The sequence below is a fragment of the Colwellia sp. MB3u-4 genome, from assembly GCF_014077065.1.
Lineage (GTDB): Bacteria > Pseudomonadota > Gammaproteobacteria > Enterobacterales > Alteromonadaceae > Cognaticolwellia.
On record NZ_JACGVE010000062.1, the window covers coordinates 14,398 to 35,983 of the forward strand.

Sequence of the window (21,586 nt, forward strand, 5' to 3'; positions counted from 1 at the left end):
CACATTATCCCGTATTAGGTATGACAATGACACAAGTAAAAACCGCAAAGTACCGTGTTATCAAACAGCACATCTGTGAAAAAATAGAATCTGGCCAGTGGCTTGAACACAGTAAAGTCCCATCAGAAAATGAGCTTACCGAGCAGTTTTCGGTCAGTAGAATGACCGCTCGTCGTGCTTTACAAGAACTTACTGAGCAAGGTTTATTGGTGCGTTCTCAAGGCTCAGGCACTTTTGTCGCAAACTTTAAGTCACAGTCTTCATTATTAGAAATTCGCAATATAGCCGATGAAATACACGAGCGTGGTCATCAATATCATGCTCAACAACTTATCTTAAAGGCGGTTAAAGTCAACGAAGAAGTGGCGATTTTATTAGCCCTTAAAGCCGGTGATATCGCCTATTACTCAAGCGTGCTGCATTTTGAAAATAATGCCCCCATACAATTAGAGCAGCGCTTTGTTAATCCAAAATTAGTGGCTAATTATCTTGAACAAGACTTTACGCAAATAACGCCACATGCATATTTATCATCCGAAGCACCGTTGACCGAAGCAACACATGAGGTGGAAGCCGTATTAGCCAGTGAAGATATTGGCCGCTTATTAGCGATTAGCCATATCACCCCTTGTTTACAGGTTAAACGTCGCACCTGGTCAAGCCAAGGTGTGGTGAGTTTAGCCACTTTAACCTCACCAGGAAATAAATACCGCTTAGGCAGTCATTTAATTTTTTAATTTACGCATCTTTAATTTACGCATATCGAAGCGAGAAAAGTTCTCATTTTAGCCAACAATTTACATTTGTAGAGGTCCACCATGACAATAAATAATAGAATCGACACTAGCCGTAAAATTCGTGCCGCACGTGGCAGTAAAATCACTGCAAAAAGCTGGTTAACTGAAGCGGCAAAACGCATGCTAATGAATAATTTAGATGAAGAAGTTGCCGAACACCCACAGTCATTAGTGGTTTATGGTGGTATCGGCCGTGCTGCACGTAACTGGGCATGTTACGACAAAATTGTAGAAACATTGGATCGCCTAGAAGATGACGAAACCTTGATGGTGCAATCAGGTAAGCCGGTTGGCGTTTTTAAAACTCATGCCGATGCACCACGCGTATTAATTGCTAACTCAAATTTAGTGCCGCACTGGGCAAACTGGGAGCACTTTAATGAGTTAGATAAACAAGGTTTAATGATGTACGGCCAAATGACCGCCGGTTCATGGATTTACATTGGCTCGCAAGGCATAGTGCAAGGCACTTATGAAACGTTTGTCGCCATGGCAAAACAGCACTTTGCTGGAAACGCTAAAGGTAAATGGGTACTTACCGGTGGTTTAGGTGGCATGGGTGGCGCTCAACCACTGGCAGCAACTATGGCAGGTTTTTCTGCCTTAGTTGTTGAATGTGATGAGTCTCGCATCGATTTTCGCCTAAAGACTCGCTACGTCGATAAAAAAGCCACCTCGTTAGATGAAGCATTAGCGATGATCAATGACGCGACAACAAAAGGCGAAGCGATCTCTGTGGGTTTATTAGGTAATACCGCTGATATTTTCCCTGAATTAGTCAAACGTGGTGTTACCCCCGACATAGTAACGGACCAAACCTCAGCACATGATCCGCTCAACGGTTATTTACCACAAGGCTGGAGCATGGCGCAAGCGGCAAAAATGCGTCTTGAAGACGAAGCTGGCGTTGTAAAAGCGGCTAAACATTCAATGGCTGTGCAAGTACAGGCCATGCTTGATCTACAAGCGGCTGGTGCTGCTACCACAGATTATGGTAACAACATTCGTCAAATGGCTTTGGAAGAAGGGGTGAAAAATGCCTTTAATTTTCCTGGCTTTGTACCGGCTTATGTTAGGCCACTATTTTGTGAAGGCATTGGACCATTTCGCTGGGTAGCATTATCGGGTGATCCAGAAGATATCTATAAAACTGACGCCAAAGTGAAAGAGCTTATTCCAGACAATCCACACTTACATAACTGGTTAGATATGGCGCGTGAACGTATTGCTTTTCAAGGCTTACCTGCCCGTATTTGTTGGGCAGGTTTAAAAGACCGTGCTCGCTTAGCATTAGCCTTTAACGAAATGGTAAAAACTGGCGAATTATCAGCACCCGTTGTTATTGGCCGCGATCACTTAGACTCTGGCTCAGTTGCTTCACCAAATCGTGAAACCGAAAGCATGCTTGATGGCTCTGACGCCGTATCTGATTGGCCACTACTCAATGCCTTGTTGTCAACTTCAGGCGGCGCTACTTGGGTTAGCCTACATCACGGTGGTGGCGTAGGCATGGGCTTTAGTCAGCATTCTGGGGTGGTTATTGTCGCTGATGGTACTGATGCCGCTGCAAAACGCATTAGCCGTGTATTATGGAACGACCCTGCTACCGGTGTTATGCGTCATGCCGATGCCGGTTACGACATTGCAATTGATTGTGCAAAAGAACAAGGCCTAGACCTACCTATGATTGATGGTGCTAACGGCAAGGTTTAGTAACAAACTGTTTAGCTTAACGTATAATTGCACCAATTTTGGCGATAATTTTGGTGCTCTTTTCATTGAACTCATAAAAATTTAAAGATAGGACAGATAACATGTCAGTAATGAACACATTAAATATTATTCCAGGCCAGCTTACGCTAAAACAATTACGCGCCGTAACTAAGTATGAAGGTATACAATTTAGCTTAGATGAAAGTGCCTTTGAAGGTATTAACAAAAGCGCTGAAGCGGTGCAAAAAGTTATCGCGGAAGATCGCGTGGTTTACGGTATTAATACCGGCTTTGGCTTACTGGCCAGTACCCGTATCCAAAATGACCAATTAGAATTATTACAGCGCTCAATCGTATTGTCTCACTCAGCCGGCTTTGGCGAGTACATGGATGATGCCACTGTTCGTTTAATGATGGTTTTGAAAATCAATTCATTATCACGCGGTTTTTCTGGTATTCGCTTAGAAGTTATTCAAGCGCTAATTACCCTATTAAACGCAGAAGTCTATCCGTGTGTGCCTAAAAAAGGCTCTGTTGGTGCTTCTGGTGATTTAGCGCCGCTTTCTCATATGGTATTACCCTTATTGGGTGAAGGCGAAATGTCGCATAACGATGAAGTTATTTCAGCGGTTGAAGGCTTAAAAATAGCCGGTCTTGAGATCATGACCTTAGCGGCAAAAGAAGGTTTAGCACTACTCAATGGCACACAAGCGTCAACGGCATTTTCATTAGAAGGCCTATTTCACGCGGAAGACTTATTTGCTGCTGGTGTGGTTATTGGCTCTATGTCAGTTGAAGCGGCCATGGGTTCTCGCGCCCCTTTTGATGATCGCGTACATCAAGCTCGTGGTCAACGCGGACAAATCGATGCCGCTCACGCATACCGTCACATTTTAGACCACAACTCAGCTATAGGTTCTTCGCACCTTGATTGTGAAAAAGTGCAAGACCCTTACTCACTGCGTTGTCAGCCACAAGTGATGGGTGCATGTTTAACACAAATTCGCCAAGCGGCTGAAGTACTTCATGTTGAAGCCAACGGTGTGACCGATAACCCGTTAGTTTTCGCCAACGAAGGTGACTTTATCTCTGCGGGTAACTTCCATGCCGAGCCTGTTGCCATGGCAGCAGATAACTTAGCGTTAGCGATTGCCGAAATTGGTTCAATATCAGAGCGTAGAATGGCGTTATTAATCGATGCAAACCTCAGTAAATTACCGGCGTTTTTAGTCGATAATGGCGGAATAAACTCTGGCTTTATGATTGCACAAGTCACCTCTGCCGCTCTAGCCTCAGAAAATAAATCATTAGCACATCCAGCCTCTGTTGATAGCTTACCCACTTCAGCAAACCAAGAAGATCACGTCTCTATGGCTTGCTTTGCCGGTCGTCGTCTTGCTGATATGGCTGAAAATACTAACGGTGTGTTAGCTGTTGAATACTTGGCAGCGGCACAAGGTCTAGATTTTAGAGCGCCATTAAAAGGTTCTAGAAATGTTGAATTGGCTAAATCAATTTTACGCCAAGTTGTCAGTTTTTATGATAAAGACAGATACTTTGCGCCAGATATTGCTGACGCATCGTCGATTATTGCTGAAGGTGAGTTCAACAATTTCATGCCTGAAGCCTTATTACCTAGCTTCTAGTTCCAGTTAAATTTAAGTTAACTGTATCAAGCCAAACATTCATGTTTGGCTTTTTTATGTTCAGGATGAACGGTATGTTACGATCACATGGATGTGAACGAGTGACGATGTTCAGGATGAACCATATGTCACCATCATATGGATGTGAAAAAGTAACCATGTTCAGGTCTTTCTCAGACATCCTGCCTTGCAAGGCATTAGTACCTTCATTAACTAAAACCATGCTTATACCCAATTGATTACTTATCTTATCAAATAATTCCTAGCGCCAGCTTTCCTTCACATAATTGCCTTTAACCTGAATCACTTGACATAATATGTCGTGCTTGCTACTTTGAATGGATCGCCGTTAACGTAAAATTAACCGCACATACATCATAGAGGTGGCAATGGAATACATACTGTTTTTTGAAACTTGGCTCGCCCTAGCTATTTTATTCGCCTGTTTAGAGATTTTTGTTCCAGGCGGTATTTTACTTAATTTAGGCATAGCCTCATTGCTAGTGGCTGTTGGTGTACAACAACAAATACTTGATACTTGGGTATTAACCCTCACCACCTGGTTCATCCTCGCCACCTTTCTACTGATTTTAGTTTATTTTATTACCGAGCGATTTTTTGCGGGTGAAACGATCATTGAAAATATTTATGAAGAGGTCGATATTTATGGTAAAAAAGTACGCGTACTCGAACAAATAGGCCCAGGTACACAAGCAGGTAGAGTTGAGTATCAAGGCACAACATGGACAGCGTTAAGTGATGGTTCTATTATCCAAGCGGGTAGTGAAGCCGCTATTGTGTGTAAAGAAAACATTTCTTTAGTGGTTGAACCTATCAAATAGACCGTAGAGGTTAAGCCTCAATTTAACGCCATTTAAAAATTATAAAATAAGAGAAGGAGCATTTTTATGTTAGCTACGGTTACCTTTGTTTTTCTAGCCTTACTGTTTATTGTTGTCAAGCTAGTACTGATAGTGCAAATGAAAGAGGTTTGTGTCATAGAGCGTCTAGGAAAATTTCGCGCCATTACGCCACCAGGACTGCATTTTTTAATCCCTTTTATTGACCGCGTCGCTTATCGTCATGAAACCCGTGAACAAGTGTTGGATATACCGGCGCAAAGTTGTATTTCACGCGACAACATTCAAATTAATGTTGACGGCTTAGTCTATATTCAAGTAATGGACGGTGCTAAAGCCAGTTATGGTATTGAAGATTACCGTCGCGCTAGCGTTAATTTAGCGCAAACAACCATGCGTTCTGAAATTGGTAAATTAAACTTAAGCCAAACATTTTCTGAGCGCGACACGCTAAATGAAACTATTGTGCGTGAAATTGATAAAGCCTCAGACCCTTGGGGCATTAAAGTATTACGCTATGAAGTGCGCAATATTACCCCCTCTGACAATGTTATTCATACCCTAGAAAAACAAATGGAAGCTGAAAGGCAAAAGCGGGCTGAAATTACCTTAGCAGAAGCGGAAAAAGAGTCGACGATTAATCTATCCGAAGGTGTCCGCCAAGAAGCGATCAACTTATCTGAAGGCGATAAACAAAAACAAATTAACGAAGCCCATGGCCGAGCACAAGAGATAGCGATTCTTACGCAAGCGTCGGCAGAAGGTATTAACTTCATTGCCAAAGCGGCAGCCCAGCCGGGTGGCGAAAAAGCGATAAAAATGCGTTTATTAGAACAGTTTATTGCGCAAACCGGCAATATTCTACAACATGCTGACGTGTCAATCGTGCCAAGCGAAGTGGCTAAATTAGAAGGCTTTTTTCAAGGTATGGAAAAAGTAACACAAAATACTCAAGGAGCAAAATCATGATAGCTATTGATGCAAACACTATCGATTTAGCGGTATTGGCTATTTGGGCATTTATCTTCTTGTTTCTAGCTTTTAAGTTTTTCCAAGCTATTTGTTTAGTACCAACAAAATCAGTTTATATTATTGAACGCTTAGGGAGATATCGTTGCACCTTAGAAGCGGGCTTTCATTTACTCTTACCTTTTATTGATCGCGTGGCATTTATTCAAGACCAGAAAGAAGAAACCATAGATGTGCCGCCTCAAGAGTGTTTCTCAAAAGACGAAGTTTATGTCGAAGTTGATGGTGTTATTTACATCCAGGTAATTGATGCCTACAAGGCAAGCTACGGTATAACCGACTACCGCTTCGCTGCTATGCAACTTGCTCAAACCACTACCCGCTCAGTCATCGGTACTTTAGAGTTAGATCGCACTTTTGAAGAGCGCGATGTCATTAGCGCGAAAGTGGTTGAGGTGCTTGATAAAGCAGGCGAAAGCTGGGGCATTAAAGTTCACCGCTACGAAATTAAAAACATTACCCCACCCGTGACTGTTCGCAACGCGATGGAAATGCAGGTTAACGCCGAACGTGAACGCCGCGCCATTCTGGCAAAAAGTTTAGGTGATAGAGCGAGTCGCATTAATCGTTCAGAAGGAAAAATGACCGAATTGATTAATTTGTCTGAAGGTGAAAAGCAGCGCAGAATTAACTCGGCTGAAGGTAAGGCGGCAGAAATATTAACCATTGCACAAGCCACTGGCGACTCTATTAGTAAGCTAGCGGCGGCTATTGAGCAACCCGGCGGTGAACAAGCTTTAGATATGCAATTAAGTGAGCAATATCTGCAACAAATGAAAGGCTTGAGTCAACCATCCACCAAAGTTATTCTGCCCGCGAATTTGCTTGATTTTAAACAATGGCTAGCCACGGCAGGTATTCACAATAAACCTTAGCACAGCTTAAGTAGGCAAAAACCCGACCGAGTAAAGTCGGTTTTTTTTATTGGCTATTTTCCATTGGTTTTAAAGGTTTTATTGCTGCTTATTTTTCTTAATTTTGTGATAGCGACAAAGAACAGGGTGGTGATTAAGGCAATTAAAAAATGTGTTTGAATAGTCCGTAATTCGCTATTTTCTTGCCAGAGAAAAATAGGCCCACGGTAATTAACATAAAATAAATTCAACAATGAAACATGCGCCCACAAAATAAAAAATAATAAGGTCATTTTATATTGATAGATTGCTTTTAGCATTTTGGTAATGACATTATTCGCCATAGTTTTTACACCTTAATTTTTTCAAAATCACAGATTAAGCGCTCTCTAAGTCGATGGGATCAGTCTTTTTTAACCAAGATAATAAGTCGTCATGGCGATAGTGATAAGCCAATTCATCACGCAATGCTGTACCAATAATTTTTTTACCTGGGCTCTGCTCTTGCTCGATGGCAAATTGTGGTATCGGTAAATTTAAGGCTTGCGCGGCTAGCTGATAATAACCTTGGCGATCACTATCGGTATTACTGACCACATTATAAATGCTTTGTTTACTATCAGTACTGTCAAGATGAATAAGGCGGTCAAGAATATTCACGACATCGGTTTGGTGAACCAAGTTCACTGTCGCACTCGCATTTTCAAAAACACGTTTTGCTTGTAAAAATTTACCCGGATGTCGATCAGGCCCAACCAATCCGGCTAACCTTAAAATATGCAGTCGTTTAGAGAAGCTTTTAACCGCTTGCTCTGCTGCCAGTAAGCTAGCAACTTTTTCAGCATTCATATTTAACTGACTGGCTTCATCGACTTTACCCACTAAACCATTATAGATGGCTGTCGAATTCAGTAAAATAATATGTTGAGTGTTGCCAAGCTCAGCCAGGTGCACTAGCTGTTGAATTTTCAACGGATAATCTACCCGACCTTTTTTCAACTGGGGTGGTATGGCAATAATCAGCACATCTTGTTGAAATAATCTGGGGTCAACACCGGCAATCTTATCTAGCTGCTTACAGCTCATCACATCATCAACAAGCGGTAAAATAAGCTGAGTGGCGGGAATATTAAGCGCCTTAAGTTTGTCATGGCTTTGCGCTGATTGGTAGCTGGCAATAAGCTTAGTATGGCTGGCAAGTAAACGTTGCGCTAACGCCTGCCCTAACCAACCACAGCCGATAATACTAACACTGGTCATTCAAATTTCTCCATAAAATTACACCACTGACAGTGATGATTAAGCTGACTTTATTTTTTAATAGTAGTGGCTCGATAACCCTTAATAGACGCGACCACCTGCAGAGCAATAGCATTTGGCACCGGAATAGATAAATTGTATTGTAATATTTTCCATCCATTTTCAGTATGAATTAACAAACCACTACCACGACACATGCCATAACTTTTATTTTCCAGTAACTCATCAAAAAAGAAAATATTACCCGCTTTAGTTGGCGTTATATGACGTGTAACTGGCTGATATAACCAACCTTTACCTTGACTAAAGTAAGGTTTTACAAAAGCTGAAAATTCGCTTTTATTCCAACGTTCAGCACTGTCTGTACCCAGAAAAATAGCATCTTCTGCCAATAAGCCAAGATATTTTTCCTCGTTAGCTTCGCCTGCCGCTTGATGAAAACTATCTAATACCGCATCAAGCTCGCTGTTTACCGGCACAGTTGCCGTGGCAAGGAAGCTGCAGAATATAAACCCTATAAAAATTTTATACATATTGCTCTACTTTTAGTTTGAAATTTTCGCTCAGTAATAACTCAACAATAACTCAGAAATGGTGTTATGCGAGCAAGGTTAATACCTTGAGTACCACTGCCAACAGCTTATTATCGTTTTGCCATAGCAACATAAGCCCCGGTAAAAAGTGCGACAACCTTATCACCACAACACACTTCTACTTCGATATTAAAGCGAGCATTTTTGCCATCGAGTAACGGCTCTAGGCTACCCATAACTCGGTTTAACGAGGTTTGGGCATAGGCGACACCTAACAGCGGCGCAATATAGCGAATATTTCCTTCCGCTAATACAATGTCAGCTTGCTGTGTTTGCGCTTGCAGAGCCAGATACACCCAAGCCCAACCGGTCAGGGTTGCCAACGTATAAATGCTGCCTGCAAACATAGTATTATGAAGGTTTTTATTAAAGTTTGGCTCACAATTAGTGCGCAATTTTTGTTGATCAAAATAGCAAATATTAATATTCATGGCTTTACTAAGCGGAATAGTTTGATGCCAAAGTTGCTGTAAGTTGTCGGCAAGTTCAGCTAAATGACTATCGGGTTTTGCTATGCTCTTAATCATTTTGTTGTGCTTTACATCACCAAAAAGGGTATGTGAATATCCTTCATCGCTATAACCAAGTCGCTGATAAAAACTAATCGCATTAACGCGCGCATTTAACGCTAGGGTTTTCACCCCAACTTCTGCTGCAATCCGTTCCAACTCACTGATCAGTAATTTACCCAGTCCTTGACCACGGACAGGGTCACTGATCGCCATATAGCGAATTTGTGCTTGCGCTTGACTAGCATTGTGTAATCGCCCAACGCCAACAATCTTATCCATATCGTCAACGATGACCCGATGGTATGATTGCGCCTCAAGCTCATCTTTTTCGCTACCCATGGGTTGTTGCGATGGCTGGCGGAGCGCTTGCCAGCGTAGTTGATAATATTGTGCTAGTTCAGCTTGATTTTTTGGCGCTCTGCATTTGTACATCGTCTATTATTCATCTTACGGCAAGTGAAATATATTTATTTCAGGAATTTAACAACACGTGAAACTTAACCAACATGTTAACCAAGGTCAACTAGTGTACCTCAGTAACACCACAGACCAAATAACCATTAGTGAAAATGCACATTATCGCTGGTTAGCATTTGACGACGTTATTCAAAGTGTTATGCATTTACGGTGTCCAGAAAAACTAACCTTACCTCATCACTACGCGGCTTTAATGCCTTTATTGTTTTTTCAACCAAATCAGGTGGTAGAGTTGGGTCTTGGTGGCGGAAATTTGAGTCGATTCTTAAGTGCGCTACAGCCCAATATCCAAGTCACGAGTATCGAACTGTCTCAAGCGGTGATCGAGTGCTTTCAACATTATTTTAACCCGCTACAACAGCAGATAGTGATTGAAAATAGCGAAGCCTTAGCTTGGCTGCAACAAAGTCAATGTCCAGCAAAGTCATCCGCTGATTGGTTAATTTGTGACGTTTATCAACACCATGCTAATAGTTTTCAAAGTCGAGTTGCGCTGTTAACCGCACTGATAGATAACTTACAAGATGATGCTTGTTTAACACTGAATTTACCTGATCTTGACGATCAAGAAATTAACTTATGCTTGACCATTTTAAGGCAACTACAAAGTTCGCATCATATTATCTACTTTCATATTCCACGCTATCTCAATGTGATTATTCATTTGTTGCCAAAGCATTGGATGCTAGATAACCTAAAAAAGCGATCAAAAATATCCTATCTACCCGCACCACAATACCTTAGATGGCGAAAGTTTTTTAGTCATCATATGCGCGCTAACTAGTAAATATTATTGCTATTAATTTTGTATTAACCTTGTAGATTGATGGTTACCGGACCGTCATTTAATAAGCGCACCTGCATGTCAGCACCAAAAACCCCGGTCGGAGTTCTAAAGCCAAGCTCGCGCAATTGCTGACAAAAATATTGATAAAGCGCGGCACTCAATCTTGGCGGTGCTGCACGGGTAAAACTCGGTCGCATTCCCTTTGTGGTATTCGCCGCTAAGGTAAACTGTGAAACGACTAATATTTCACCACCGACTTGCTGAACATTTAGATTCATTTTACCCTCATCATCAGCAAAAATTCGGTAACCGGCAACACGTTCAGCTAAGCGCTTAGCCTTTGCTTGAGTATCTGCAGGTTCAATCGCTAAAAACACCAATAAACCCTGCTCGATTTCCCCAACAATATTATGATCCACGGTGACACTTGCTTCGGATACTCTTTGCATCAAGGCTATCATTTAATCACGCTCTCTGCGTTCGGCAATAAAATTAGCCATAGTGTCTGTTGCTTTGCAAAAGCCATCAATCGTTTGAGATTCAAAACCGCTATGCCCTGCTTTGGGTAATATTTGTAATTGTGCATTGGGCCATTTTTTCACCAACTGATCCGCGTTACGCAATTGGCAAACCATGTCATAGCGACCATGTAAGATAATCGCCGGTATCGCTTTAATTTTTTCAATCGACGCTAAAATCAGGCCCTCCTCAATAAAGCATTTATTGACAAAATAATGGCTCGATATGTTCGCCATACATAAGGCTTGATGTGAATCTTCTATGTGATGGATATCAATAGGGTGATGCTCAATGGTTGACAACCTAAGCTCCCATAAGCACCAAGCTTTACTGGCGGCAATAGCGGCAATTTCATTGCTTCCCGTCAGCACATCATAATAGCCTTGAACAATATTATCAGCTTTAACGTCAATAAGTTGCTCAGTAAATTCTCGGTAATATTCAGGAAAAAATCCGGCGGCGCCATCTTGACCATACAACCAGTTGTATTCAGATGTTGTGCCAAGGAAAACGCCTCTTAAAATAAAACCTAACACGGTTTCAGGATATTGAATGCCATAAAGCAATGCCAAGGTGGTGCCCCATGAACCTCCGGCCACTAACCAATGTGAAATACTTAAATGTTGACGGATTAGCTCAAGATCAGCAACTAAATGCGCGGGGGTATTATGGCGAACACTTGGCGATGGTGTAGAACGTCCACAGCCGCGTTGATCGAATAAAATAATACGGTATTTGTCGGGATCAAAGTATCGGCGATGATCTTTACTTGTTCCGCCGCCAGGGCCACCATGTAGATATACCACGGCAATACCATTGGGGTTACCTGACTGCTCAAGGTAGAGTTGATGTCCATCTCCAACGTCAAGCCATTGTTGTTGATAAACCGCAATATTGGGGAAAAGCACTCTAGACATATACCGCTCCTTATAGATAATCTATTCAGTCTACTTATATTTAATCAGCAGCTTGCTGAGATGATTTTGCCTTTTTTTCGCTGTCATAATCTTCTAATGACACGGTAAATAATGCCCCTACAAGCACCACCAACCAGCTCAAGTATACCCATAAAAATAGAATAGGAATACTTGATAACGCACCATATATAGCCTCATAAGAAGGAAGTTGTGTCACATAAATTGCAAAAGATTTTTTTGCTATCTCAAATAAAACCGCGGCTAAGGTCGCACCCGCAAGCGCAAATCTAGCAGGAACAACCTTATTGGGCACCACCATATATAAAATAAAAAAAGCGGCTATTGAAGCGACTAACGGCAGAGCCTGAACAGCAATATTGCTTAGCCCTAATAAATCATAATCCCCTATCGATACCAACGACAGAATATAGGAGGTCATGACCAAACTACTCCCCACCAAAACTGGACCTAAGCTTAATACCATCCAATACATTGAAAATGATGTGATAATTCGACGTTTTTCATTGACTCGCCATAATTTATTTAAACATTGATCAATCGCTGAAATCAGTAACATGGCAAAAATAAATAGCGCAGTAATGGCTATAGCCGACATTTTAGAGGCATTGCTGACAAAGCCAGTAATGTGCTCTTGCACAACATCACCAGAAGCTGGGACAAAGTTTTGATAGATAAAATTTTCTATCAATTCTCTTATTTCAGAAAAAATAGGGAAAGCGGTCATCACAGATAACATCACCACCATCAAAGGCACCAAAGACATCAAGGTAACATAAGATAAATAGCCGGCAGTGACATGAATACGTTCTTTTTGAAAATTGTTAAAAAACAATAACCAAAAGCCAAGTATTGATTTGACGTAACGATGCTGCTTTATTTCTTCTATTCTCGGGTGCATATAAATTACTAGTTAGAGCCATTACATTTATTTTAAGGCAATGACTAAAATAACGGTAGTCATAATCTCAATAATTTTACCTTAGAGCTAAAGTCATCAAGATTATCTATGAAACTATTTAGAGGTATTTGGAGGTATTTAGAGGTATTCGAAGCGGTTTAAAAAAATTGAAAAAAAAGCCACCTAAATTGCTTTAGGTGGCTTTATATAAAGATTAGCTTACCAGGTTATTTTGGTCCACGACCTTCACGCTTACGATCATTCTCTTTCAAAAATTTCTTACGAATTCGAATGTTTAGTGGTGTTACTTCTACCAACTCATCGTTATCAATAAATTCAAGCGCTTGCTCAAGTGACATAACGATAGGCGGCGTTAACGTTTGTGCTTCATCAGTACCTGATGAACGAACGTTAGTTAACTGCTTACCTTTAAGCGCGTTTACGGTTAAGTCGTTGTCACGGCTATGAATACCAATAACTTGACCTTCATAAATATCAACACCGTGTCCGATCAACATGCGACCACGAGATTGTAAGTTAAAGATAGCGTTAGTTAAGGCTTTACCCGTAGCGTTACCGATCATGACACCATTTTTACGTTGGCCAATATCGCCACCCTTGTGAGGTCCGTATTCAAAAAATGTATGATAAATTAAGCCAGAGCCTGAAGTTAAGGTCATAAATTCAGTTTGGAAACCAATCAAACCACGGCTTGGCATGATGAAGTCCATACGAATACGGCCGGTTCCATCAGGTGCCATATCAGTTAATTCAGCTTTACGAACACCCATTCTTTCCATGATAGGTCCTTGATGTTGCTCTTCAACATCAATAGTTACGTTCTCGTAAGGTTCTTGTGTTACACCATCAATTTCACGAATAATAACTTCAGGACGTGATACCGCTAATTCAAAACCTTCACGACGCATGTTTTCAATTAAAATGCCTAGGTGAAGTTCACCACGGCCCGACACTTTAAATTTATCAGCATCAGGTAATTCCTCAACACGTAAAGCAACGTTATGAACAAGCTCTTTTTCTAAGCGATCTTTGATGTTACGTGAAGTAACATATTTACCTTCTTTACCACAAAATGGTGAGGTATTTACTTGGAACGTCATATTGATAGTAGGTTCATCAACAGATAACGCTGGTAAACCTTCAACTGCTGTTGGACAACAAACAGTATCAGATATTTTTAATTCGCCTAAGCCAGTAAGTGCAATAATGTCACCAGCAAAACCTTCTTCGATATCCAGTCTTTCTAAGCCTAAGTAACCAAACACTTTACCTACTTTAGCGTTATGAACTTTGCCAGTCGCTAATTTAATAGTCACTTGTTGATTCGGCTTAACTGAACCACGTGTAACACGGCCAACGCCAATTACACCTAAGTAAGAGCTGTAATCAAGTTGAGAAATTTGCATTTGGAACGGAGCTTCAGGATCCGCGATTGGTGCTGGCACTTCTTTAAGAATAGTATCAAATAAAGGAGTCATGTCGGTACCAGTTGCGCCTTCTTCAAGCGTGGCCCAACCATTGATTGCTGAAGCGTAAACAACTTTAAAGTCAAGTTGTTCGTCAGTTGCACCAAGGTTATCAAATAATTCAAAAACTTGATCCATAACCCAATCAGGGCGAGAACCAGGCTTATCAACTTTGTTAATAACAAGAATTGGCTTTAAACCTTGAGCAAACGCTTTTTTCGTAACGAAACGCGTTTGTGGCATAGGGCCTTCTTGTGCATCAACTATCAGTAAAACTGAATCTACCATTGACATTACACGTTCAACTTCACCACCAAAATCAGCATGGCCAGGAGTATCTACGATGTTTACACGGTAGCCATTCCAGTTAATAGCCGTGTTTTTAGCTAAGATTGTGATACCACGTTCTTTTTCGATATCATTTGAGTCCATTGTACGTTCTTCTAGACCGCCTCGGGCGTCTAGCGTACCTGACTGTTCTAATAATTTATCAACTAAAGTGGTTTTTCCGTGGTCAACGTGAGCAATAATTGCTACATTTCTTAATTTATCTAACACAGGCGTTACTCGCTGTTACTTTCGTTTATTGCTACTTTAAGCAAATTAACGAATAGGGCTACAATTGGGCGCATATTATACAGTACAAGTCTCAGCAAATACACCGCAATAGAAAAATATAACCAACAAAATATTATTCAGTTGTTATACTGCCGATGATCAGATCAGAGTATACGCACCAAAATACAGCAAACAACGCACTGCAATGGTGCAGATTAAATTAATAAAAAACATAAAAATCATATATTTCAATGACTTTAGCTTTGGCACAGTATTCGCTTAAGCACAAGTAATAGAGAATTAAGTTTTTGAGCATTTAAGCACTAACTACACTGGAGACATTCAATGTCAAACGCAGTTTTAGATCTAATTAAAGAACATGACGTCAAATTTGTTGATTTACGCTTTACTGATAGCAAGGGTAAAGAGCAACACATTTCAATTCCTCATCATCAAGTAACAGAAGATTTTTTTGAAGACGGCAAAATGTTTGATGGGTCTTCAATTCAAGGTTGGAAAGGTATTAACGAATCAGACATGGTGATGATGCCTATTGCTGAATCTGCAGTACTTGACCCTTTTACTGAAGCAGTTACCTTGAATGTTCGTTGTGACATCCTTGAACCTACAACAATGCAAGGCTATAGCCGTGATCCTCGTTCAGTGGCAAAACGCGCTGAAGATTACATGCGTAGTACCGGCATTGCAGATAACGTTTTAATTGGTCCAGAGCCAGAGTTTTTTGTTTTTGATGATGTTCGTTTCCACACAGACATGAGTGGTTCATTTTATAAAATAGATGATAAAGAAGCGTCTTGGAATTCGGGTACAGAATACGAAGAAGGCAATATGGGACATCGTCCTGGTGTAAAAGGCGGTTATTTTCCTACATCACCAGTTGATTCATCACAAGATCTTCGTTCAGCCATGTGTTTAGTGATGGAAGAAATGGGCTTAGTGGTTGAAGCGCATCACCATGAAGTAGCGACTGCAGGTCAAAACGAAATCGCTTGTCGCTTTAATACTATGGTATTAAAAGCCGATGAAGTGCAAATATATAAATATGTTGTTCACAACGTTGCACACGCTTACGGTAAAACAGCAACTTTCATGCCTAAGCCATTAGTAGGTGATAACGGTTCAGGTATGCATGTTCATCAATCTCTTGCTAAAGACGGTGTTAACTTATTTGCTGGTGATAAATACGGCGGATTATCTGAAATGGCACTTTACTATGTTGGTGGTATCATCAAGCATGCTAAAGCACTAAATGCTTTTACTAACGCCTCTACTAACTCATACAAGCGCCTTGTACCTGGTTTTGAAGCACCTGTAATGCTAGCTTACTCAGCACGTAACCGTTCTGCATCTATTCGCATTCCAATTGTACCATCACCAAAAGCCATGCGAATCGAAGTGCGTTTCCCTGATCCAACAATGAACCCTTACTTAGGCTTCTCAGCTATGTTGATGGCTGGTCTTGATGGTATTAAAAACAAAATTCACCCTGGCGATGCCATGGATAAAGATCTATATGACTTACCTGCAGAAGAAGCAGCAGAAATTCCACAAGTAGCCACTTCGTTAACTGAAGCATTAGATGCCTTAGAAAATGACATGGACTTCTTAACTGAAGGTGGTGTTATGGATAAAGACATGATCGACGCCTACATAGGTATCAAACGTGGCGAAGTAGAATTATTGAACTTAACAACTCACCCAGTTGAATTTGATATGTACTACAGCGTATAACGTTACAAATAGATAGATAAGTAAAAAGCTCACTTCGGTGAGCTTTTTTTGTGGTAAATTTGATATTATTTGGATAGATTAAGCTTGAACATTTTTAAAAAGGATATTATTTTTGATTCATACTGCACGTTTTTTCATTTTTATTCTCTTACTAACGCAGGCTTTTACTGTATTTGCAGGCTCTGCTCAAGTTTATGTCTGGCGCAGCGAGCAAGGGGTACTGGTTTTTTCTGATAGCCCTAAACCCGGTGCAGTGGAATTAGATGTCAAAGAACCTAACACCATAAAATCCTCAATCGACACTTCAATTTTAGATATAAAACCCAAAGCCATAGATAACAATTATCAAGTAGAGATCATCCAACCCGAGGACAAAGCTACCATTAGAGATAATACGGGTTCAGCTTATGTTTCAGGCCGAATCAAGCCCATCTTCAAGCGTGGTCTTACTATACAATTATACTTAGATGACAAGCCCTATAAAAAACCACAAACACACTCAATGTTTGTCCTTCGAAATATTGATCGTGGTGAACATCAAATAAAAATGGCCTTACTTAATGATAAAGGCAAGGTTATTGCAACGTCTTCTCCAGTAACGTTTTATATGCACAGAATATCGGTTAACAAGGCAAACTAACCGGATTTCAGTGCATATTGCACCAACTTTATTTACACTCGTTACTTAACGCACCATTTTAGTGCAAGGAAAAGTGATGTTTAATAACGTGATCAATTTAGACAAAATAAAAAAGCATTATCAACAAGCATTACCTAATCAAATGGTAACAGCTGTTGCTGTGTTAGACCGTGAACTCGCTATTTGCTATGTCAATCCTGCTGCCGAAGCATTGCTAGTTAAAAGCTTAAGTAAAATATACCGACTTCCCATTGACCAAGTTTTTTATAATACCCCTATTAATAATAATCGTTTACAACAACTACTGACGACAGGACAAGAGTTTAGTGATAGCGATGTAACGATTGAGTTTTTTGATCAGCGACAAATCACCGTTGAAATTACTGCCTCTGCAGTTACCTTTGAACAATGCCCACACATTTTGCTCGAGTTCAAACAAATTGATCAACAAAAACAGATCAGTGGAGAAGCATTTCAACAACAACAATGGGAGTCTGCACGCGATCTTATCCGTGGTCTTGCCCATGAAATTAAAAACCCCCTTGGTGGCCTGCGCGGCGCGGCACAATTATTGGATTTAGAACTTAACCTCGAACAAAAAGAATACACCGCGATGATCATAGAACAAGCCGATAGATTAACCAATTTAGTTGATCGTTTGTTAGGACCTAACAACCGGCCTCTAATGAAATTGCAAAATATTCATATCGTGATTGAAAAAGTCTTTCAACTATCAAAATTTGATAACCCCAAAGATATTACTTTAGCCCGTGACTATGACCCATCCATACCTGAATTAACCTTTGATCAAGACAAGCTCCAACAAACCGTTATCAATATTGTCCATAACGCCATGCAAGCATTAAATGGTGAAGGTAAAATCACCTTAAAAACTCGTGCAGCAAGCAATAAAACTATTAATGGCAAGCGTATCAAACTTTGTGCAGAAATAAGCATAATTGATAACGGCCCTGGTATACCTGAGCATATTCGCAGTACATTATTTTATCCTATGGTTTCAGGTAGTGCCTCGAGTACCGGCTTAGGACTTTCCATTTGCCAAACTATTATCCATCAACATCACGGAAAATTATCCTGTAAAAGTCGTCCTGGGCATACAGAGTTTACTATTTTAATACCTTTTGAAAGTGAGAAAAACTAATGATCACCGAACAAGTATGGATCGTCGATGATGATAGCTCAATCAGATGGGTGCTAGAAAAAGCCCTGTCGAACGCTAACATAAGCGTAGGTACGTTTCATAATCCAGAAGATCTGTTAATTGCTTTAGAACATCACCAACCCGAGGTGATTATTTCTGATATTCGTATGCCTAACATTGATGGCATGACGCTATTAGGTAAAATTAATGACCAGTTTGCCCACATTCCTGTCATCATAATGACCGCTCACTCAGATCTAGACAGTGCAGTAAATGCCTATCAAGGAGGAGCATTCGAATATTTACCGAAGCCTTTTGATATTGCTGACGCCGTTACCCTGGCCAAAAGAGCTTTAACCCATGCTCGAGAATTAAAGTCGACAAAACAACTTAATATCCCCTCTGTTGACGCGGTTGGCATAATAGGCGCGGCACCGTCTATGCAAGAAGTATTTAGGACGATTGGCCGACTATCTCGTTCAAGTATCAGTGTACTGATCAATGGCGAGTCCGGTACGGGTAAAGAGCTAGTGGCACACGCATTACATATGCACAGTCCACGTTCATCAGCACCTTTTATACCACTCAACATGGCTGCAATACCGAAAGACTTAATAGAATCAGAGCTATTCGGTCACGAAAAAGGCGCTTTTACTGGCGCAAGTGCCGTCAGACATGGCCGTTTCGAACAAGCGCACCAAGGTACACTTTTCTTAGATGAGATTGGTGATATGCCACTCGATATTCAAACAAGGCTACTTAGAGTACTATCAGACGGTCAATTTTATCGAGTCGGTGGTCATTCTCCGATAAAAGTTGATGTAAGAATCATTGCCGCGACGCATCAAAACTTAGAAGAACGGGTTAGTAGTAGTGACTTTCGTGAAGATTTATTTCATCGACTCAATGTCATCAGGATCCAAATACCTAGCCTGCGCGAAAGAAAGGAAGATATTAATCAATTAGCACAACACTTTTTAAAACAGGCGGCAAAAGAATTAGCCGTTGAAATTAAAACATTACATAAAAGTACCCTAGATTATTTAGAGCAATGCGAATGGCCAGGCAATGTTCGACAATTAGAAAATATATGTCGGTTTCTCACAGTTATGGCCAGTGGTAAAGAAATTTTAATGTCAGATTTACCAAGTGAACTTACTGTAAAACCCCTCAGTGTGAAAAATTCACATGATAGCTGGCAAGATAATTTAAAAACTTGGCTCGACAAAGAGCTATCATCAGGTAAGAGTAATATTATCGAACAAGTCCTACCTGAGTTTGAAAAGATATTGCTAGAAAGTGCCTTAAAATACACCCAAGGCCATAAACAAGAAGCGGCCAAACGCTTAGGATGGGGTAGGAACACTTTAACAAGAAAATTAAAAGAATTAAATCTGCCTGATTAGCTAATTAATCGGGTAACACAATAATGTAAATTGAAAGAATCGACATAAATCATAGCCAGTTTACCAACTGGCTTATATGCTGCTTTCGACAAAATCGCTTGGTAATTAGACCGACACAATCCTTTGGTAATCACACTAATACAGTAAGTTAAGCATTTGCTATCGAAAAGGTAATAACTTGGTCAATTTTGCTCGCTGATAAAGCAAGCATAATCAGTCTATCAATACCAAGAGCAACACCTGCACAAGATGGCAGACCATGCTCAAGTGCTGAAATAAAATTTTCGTCAATCCTATGCTTAGCTTTACCTAATTGTGCACGAATTTCATTATCCTGCCCAAAGCGTAATTTCTGTTGCTCAGCATCGGTTAACTCATGAAAGCCATTCGCAAGCTCAATACCTTTAAAGTAACACTCAAAGCGTTCTGCAACACGCAGATCCTGTGAACTGATCTTAGCTAACGATGCTTGACTTGCTGGGAAATTATAAACAAAGCAAGGCGCATCTTTACCTATATTAGGCTCTATTAACTCAGCCATGACAAATTGCAGTAAAGTATCAAGTGAGTCTTCTTTTTCTAGCCAATCACTCAACTTACCACGACCGGCAATAAGAGCAAGTAATTGCTCTTTGTTGGTCATTAGAGGATCAATATCAACTTCTCGAATAAAAAGTGCTTGATAGCTAATACGTTCAGCTTGATCACAACCTAAGATTAACTCTATTAACGCGGCAACTTCATCCATCAATTGGAAATGATCAAAATCAATGCGATACCATTCCAACATAGTAAATTCAGGATTATGATAACGACCCTGCTCTTCATGGCGGAACGCTTTGCAAATTTGATAGCAACAACCATAGCCACTGGCTAAAAGGCGCTTCATCGCAAACTCTGGCGAAGTTTGAGCAAATAAATTTATTGACTCATCGCAATGGCTATCTTGTGAGTAATTATAGTGTGTTACGAAGGCATCTAAATGTGCATCGGTCACGGTTGCATGAGCAAGTATCGGGGTTTCAACCTCAATCACATTTCGTGCTAAGAAAAATGCCCGTATTTGACCTAAAACCTGTGCCCGTTGCTTGGCATGCGGCCAATTCATTCTCGGTTGCCATGACATTAATACAGTTACCTATAAGCTTAGAATTTAAAAGAGCCATACTTTAAACGAAATAAATACAGACAGCAAAAATACAGCACGTCGACATTGAGCTACTTTAATTGCGATCTGATAAACAGGTAAATAAATTTACGATTAACTTTCGAATATAAATGTAGCCGAATAGTAATCGATTAGCGTTAAGTCGCTATATTCATTTCAGATTAGCTTTATTATAGTATTTAAATAGCAGACAGCAAAAAGCCCGACTCTTTCGAATCGGGCTTCTCTAATAGGAGTCTGATAATGTCCTACTCTCACATGGGAACTCCCACACTACCATCGGCGCTAACACGTTTCACTTCTGAGTTCGGAATGGGATCAGGTGGGGCCATGTCGCTATTGTCATCAGACAAAAAACTTTATGAGTTAATTAACTTAAAAATTAGCTAAGTCATAAGGTTTAGACAAAAAACCCGTAGCGTCAGCTACGGGTTTCTCTAAATAGAAGCCTAGCAATGTCCTACTCTCACATGGGAACTCCCACACTACCATCGGCGCTAACACGTTTCACTTCTGAGTTCGGAATGGGA

At 40.5% G+C, this 21,586-nt stretch carries 20 protein-coding genes and 2 rRNA genes; 11 read left to right on the forward strand and 11 right to left on the reverse strand.

Annotated features, from left to right (window positions below; all coding sequences use genetic code 11):
* Positions 1 to 26 precede the first annotated feature (26 nt).
* From hutC to H4J61_RS02405, 6 genes are all read left to right on the forward strand, one after another.
* Positions 27 to 737, forward strand: coding sequence for a histidine utilization repressor (gene hutC / locus H4J61_RS02380; RefSeq protein WP_182183331.1), 711 nt, complete (start codon positions 27 to 29; stop codon positions 735 to 737).
* An 87-nt stretch (positions 738 to 824) separates the two neighbouring features.
* On the forward strand, positions 825 to 2,510 hold the full coding sequence (gene hutU, locus H4J61_RS02385; RefSeq protein ID WP_182183354.1) for a urocanate hydratase: 1,686 nt from the start codon (positions 825 to 827) through the stop codon (positions 2,508 to 2,510).
* 101 nt (positions 2,511 to 2,611) lie between these two features.
* Entirely contained in the window at positions 2,612 to 4,156 is a 1,545-nt protein-coding gene (hutH, locus tag H4J61_RS02390; protein ID WP_220461169.1) for a histidine ammonia-lyase, read from the forward strand.
* A 389-nt stretch (positions 4,157 to 4,545) separates the two neighbouring features.
* A complete protein-coding gene (locus H4J61_RS02395) occupies positions 4,546 to 4,998 on the forward strand; it encodes an NfeD family protein (protein WP_182137467.1) in 453 nt (150 codons plus the stop codon).
* A 66-nt stretch (positions 4,999 to 5,064) separates the two neighbouring features.
* The gene (locus H4J61_RS02400; RefSeq protein ID WP_182137468.1) at positions 5,065 to 5,985 is read left to right on the forward strand and encodes a slipin family protein; all 921 of its coding nucleotides are present in this window, start codon (positions 5,065 to 5,067) and stop codon (positions 5,983 to 5,985) included.
* Positions 5,982 to 6,920, forward strand: coding sequence for an SPFH domain-containing protein (locus H4J61_RS02405; protein WP_182137469.1), 939 nt, complete (start codon positions 5,982 to 5,984; stop codon positions 6,918 to 6,920). Before H4J61_RS02400 ends, H4J61_RS02405 begins: the two co-directional genes overlap by 4 nt.
* Positions 6,921 to 6,973: 53 nt before the next feature.
* Here H4J61_RS02405 and H4J61_RS02410 read toward each other — a convergent pair whose 3' ends face one another.
* From H4J61_RS02410 to H4J61_RS02425, 4 genes are all read right to left on the reverse strand, one after another.
* Positions 6,974 to 7,243, reverse strand: coding sequence for a hypothetical protein (locus H4J61_RS02410; protein ID WP_182137470.1), 270 nt, complete (start codon positions 7,241 to 7,243; stop codon positions 6,974 to 6,976).
* A gap of 34 nt (positions 7,244 to 7,277) precedes the next feature.
* Positions 7,278 to 8,159: an SDR family NAD(P)-dependent oxidoreductase gene (locus H4J61_RS02415; protein WP_182183333.1), complete on the reverse strand. Its 882-nt coding sequence runs from the start codon at positions 8,157 to 8,159 to the stop codon at positions 7,278 to 7,280.
* Positions 8,160 to 8,209: 50 nt separating this feature from the next.
* A complete protein-coding gene (locus H4J61_RS02420) occupies positions 8,210 to 8,692 on the reverse strand; it encodes a nuclear transport factor 2 family protein (RefSeq protein WP_182183335.1) in 483 nt (160 codons plus the stop codon).
* A 110-nt stretch (positions 8,693 to 8,802) separates the two neighbouring features.
* Complete coding sequence (locus tag H4J61_RS02425) at positions 8,803 to 9,696, reverse strand: bifunctional GNAT family N-acetyltransferase/hotdog fold thioesterase (RefSeq protein WP_182183338.1); 894 nt, start codon at positions 9,694 to 9,696, stop codon at positions 8,803 to 8,805.
* 58 nt (positions 9,697 to 9,754) lie between these two features.
* On the opposite strand from H4J61_RS02425, the gene H4J61_RS02430 reads away from it, so the two are divergent.
* Positions 9,755 to 10,525 carry a spermidine synthase gene (locus H4J61_RS02430; protein WP_182183340.1) on the forward strand — a complete coding sequence of 257 codons (771 nt, stop codon included), beginning with the start codon at positions 9,755 to 9,757 and terminating at the stop codon, positions 10,523 to 10,525.
* 26 nt (positions 10,526 to 10,551) lie between these two features.
* Here the strand turns inward: H4J61_RS02430 and dtd are convergent, their stop codons facing one another.
* The 4 genes from dtd to typA form a co-directional block, all read right to left on the reverse strand.
* On the reverse strand, positions 10,552 to 10,989 hold the full coding sequence (dtd, locus tag H4J61_RS02435) for a D-aminoacyl-tRNA deacylase (protein WP_182137475.1): 438 nt from the start codon (positions 10,987 to 10,989) through the stop codon (positions 10,552 to 10,554).
* The gene (pip, locus tag H4J61_RS02440) at positions 10,990 to 11,964 is read right to left on the reverse strand and encodes a prolyl aminopeptidase (RefSeq protein WP_182183342.1); all 975 of its coding nucleotides are present in this window, start codon (positions 11,962 to 11,964) and stop codon (positions 10,990 to 10,992) included. It abuts the gene before it with no gap.
* Positions 11,965 to 12,004: 40 nt separating this feature from the next.
* A complete protein-coding gene (locus tag H4J61_RS02445) occupies positions 12,005 to 12,883 on the reverse strand; it encodes a virulence factor BrkB family protein (RefSeq protein ID WP_182183344.1) in 879 nt (292 codons plus the stop codon).
* A gap of 227 nt (positions 12,884 to 13,110) precedes the next feature.
* Entirely contained in the window at positions 13,111 to 14,928 is a 1,818-nt protein-coding gene (gene typA, locus H4J61_RS02450) for a translational GTPase TypA (protein ID WP_182183346.1), read from the reverse strand.
* A gap of 345 nt (positions 14,929 to 15,273) precedes the next feature.
* Between typA and glnA the strand changes: the two genes are divergently transcribed.
* The 4 genes from glnA to glnG all read left to right on the forward strand — a co-directional run bounded on the left by glnA (position 15,274) and on the right by glnG (position 19,888).
* A complete protein-coding gene (glnA, locus tag H4J61_RS02455) occupies positions 15,274 to 16,680 on the forward strand; it encodes a glutamate--ammonia ligase (RefSeq protein ID WP_182137479.1) in 1,407 nt (468 codons plus the stop codon).
* Between the two features lie 112 nt (positions 16,681 to 16,792).
* The gene (locus H4J61_RS02460) at positions 16,793 to 17,320 is read left to right on the forward strand and encodes a DUF4124 domain-containing protein (RefSeq protein ID WP_220460958.1); all 528 of its coding nucleotides are present in this window, start codon (positions 16,793 to 16,795) and stop codon (positions 17,318 to 17,320) included.
* A 76-nt stretch (positions 17,321 to 17,396) separates the two neighbouring features.
* Entirely contained in the window at positions 17,397 to 18,482 is a 1,086-nt protein-coding gene (gene glnL, locus H4J61_RS02465) for a nitrogen regulation protein NR(II) (protein ID WP_182183349.1), read from the forward strand.
* Positions 18,482 to 19,888: a nitrogen regulation protein NR(I) gene (gene glnG / locus H4J61_RS02470; protein ID WP_182137481.1), complete on the forward strand. Its 1,407-nt coding sequence runs from the start codon at positions 18,482 to 18,484 to the stop codon at positions 19,886 to 19,888. The genes glnL and glnG overlap by 1 nt, the downstream gene beginning before the upstream one ends.
* Before the next feature lie 148 nt (positions 19,889 to 20,036).
* Here the strand turns inward: glnG and epmA are convergent, their stop codons facing one another.
* The 3 genes from epmA to rrf (H4J61_RS02485) form a co-directional block, all read right to left on the reverse strand.
* The gene (gene epmA / locus H4J61_RS02475) at positions 20,037 to 21,014 is read right to left on the reverse strand and encodes an elongation factor P--(R)-beta-lysine ligase (protein ID WP_182183351.1); all 978 of its coding nucleotides are present in this window, start codon (positions 21,012 to 21,014) and stop codon (positions 20,037 to 20,039) included.
* A gap of 277 nt (positions 21,015 to 21,291) precedes the next feature.
* Positions 21,292 to 21,406 (reverse strand): 5S ribosomal RNA (rrf, locus tag H4J61_RS02480).
* Between the two features lie 97 nt (positions 21,407 to 21,503).
* Positions 21,504 to 21,586, reverse strand: a 5S ribosomal RNA gene (gene rrf, locus H4J61_RS02485); the annotation flags it as partial.

What these genes read in the sequence shown, in the direction of transcription:
- H4J61_RS02425 (WP_182183338.1), bottom strand. Translation starts at nt 9,696, where the DNA reads ATGTACAAATGCAGAGCGCCAAAAAATCAAGCTGAACTAGCACAATAT.
- H4J61_RS02400 (WP_182137468.1), top strand. Translation starts at nt 5,065, where the DNA reads ATGTTAGCTACGGTTACCTTTGTTTTTCTAGCCTTACTGTTTATTGTT.
- glnL (WP_182183349.1), top strand. Translation starts at nt 17,397, where the DNA reads ATGTTTAATAACGTGATCAATTTAGACAAAATAAAAAAGCATTATCAA.
- glnG (WP_182137481.1), top strand. Translation starts at nt 18,482, where the DNA reads ATGATCACCGAACAAGTATGGATCGTCGATGATGATAGCTCAATCAGA.
- dtd (WP_182137475.1), bottom strand. Translation starts at nt 10,989, where the DNA reads ATGATAGCCTTGATGCAAAGAGTATCCGAAGCAAGTGTCACCGTGGAT.
- hutC (WP_182183331.1), top strand. Translation starts at nt 27, where the DNA reads ATGACACAAGTAAAAACCGCAAAGTACCGTGTTATCAAACAGCACATC.
- pip (WP_182183342.1), bottom strand. Translation starts at nt 11,964, where the DNA reads ATGTCTAGAGTGCTTTTCCCCAATATTGCGGTTTATCAACAACAATGG.
- glnA (WP_182137479.1), top strand. Translation starts at nt 15,274, where the DNA reads ATGTCAAACGCAGTTTTAGATCTAATTAAAGAACATGACGTCAAATTT.
- H4J61_RS02445 (WP_182183344.1), bottom strand. Translation starts at nt 12,883, where the DNA reads ATGCACCCGAGAATAGAAGAAATAAAGCAGCATCGTTACGTCAAATCA.
- H4J61_RS02415 (WP_182183333.1), bottom strand. Translation starts at nt 8,159, where the DNA reads ATGACCAGTGTTAGTATTATCGGCTGTGGTTGGTTAGGGCAGGCGTTA.
- H4J61_RS02420 (WP_182183335.1), bottom strand. Translation starts at nt 8,692, where the DNA reads ATGTATAAAATTTTTATAGGGTTTATATTCTGCAGCTTCCTTGCCACG.
- epmA (WP_182183351.1), bottom strand. Translation starts at nt 21,014, where the DNA reads ATGTCATGGCAACCGAGAATGAATTGGCCGCATGCCAAGCAACGGGCA.
- hutH (WP_220461169.1), top strand. Translation starts at nt 2,612, where the DNA reads ATGTCAGTAATGAACACATTAAATATTATTCCAGGCCAGCTTACGCTA.
- H4J61_RS02410 (WP_182137470.1), bottom strand. Translation starts at nt 7,243, where the DNA reads ATGGCGAATAATGTCATTACCAAAATGCTAAAAGCAATCTATCAATAT.
- H4J61_RS02405 (WP_182137469.1), top strand. Translation starts at nt 5,982, where the DNA reads ATGATAGCTATTGATGCAAACACTATCGATTTAGCGGTATTGGCTATT.
- H4J61_RS02395 (WP_182137467.1), top strand. Translation starts at nt 4,546, where the DNA reads ATGGAATACATACTGTTTTTTGAAACTTGGCTCGCCCTAGCTATTTTA.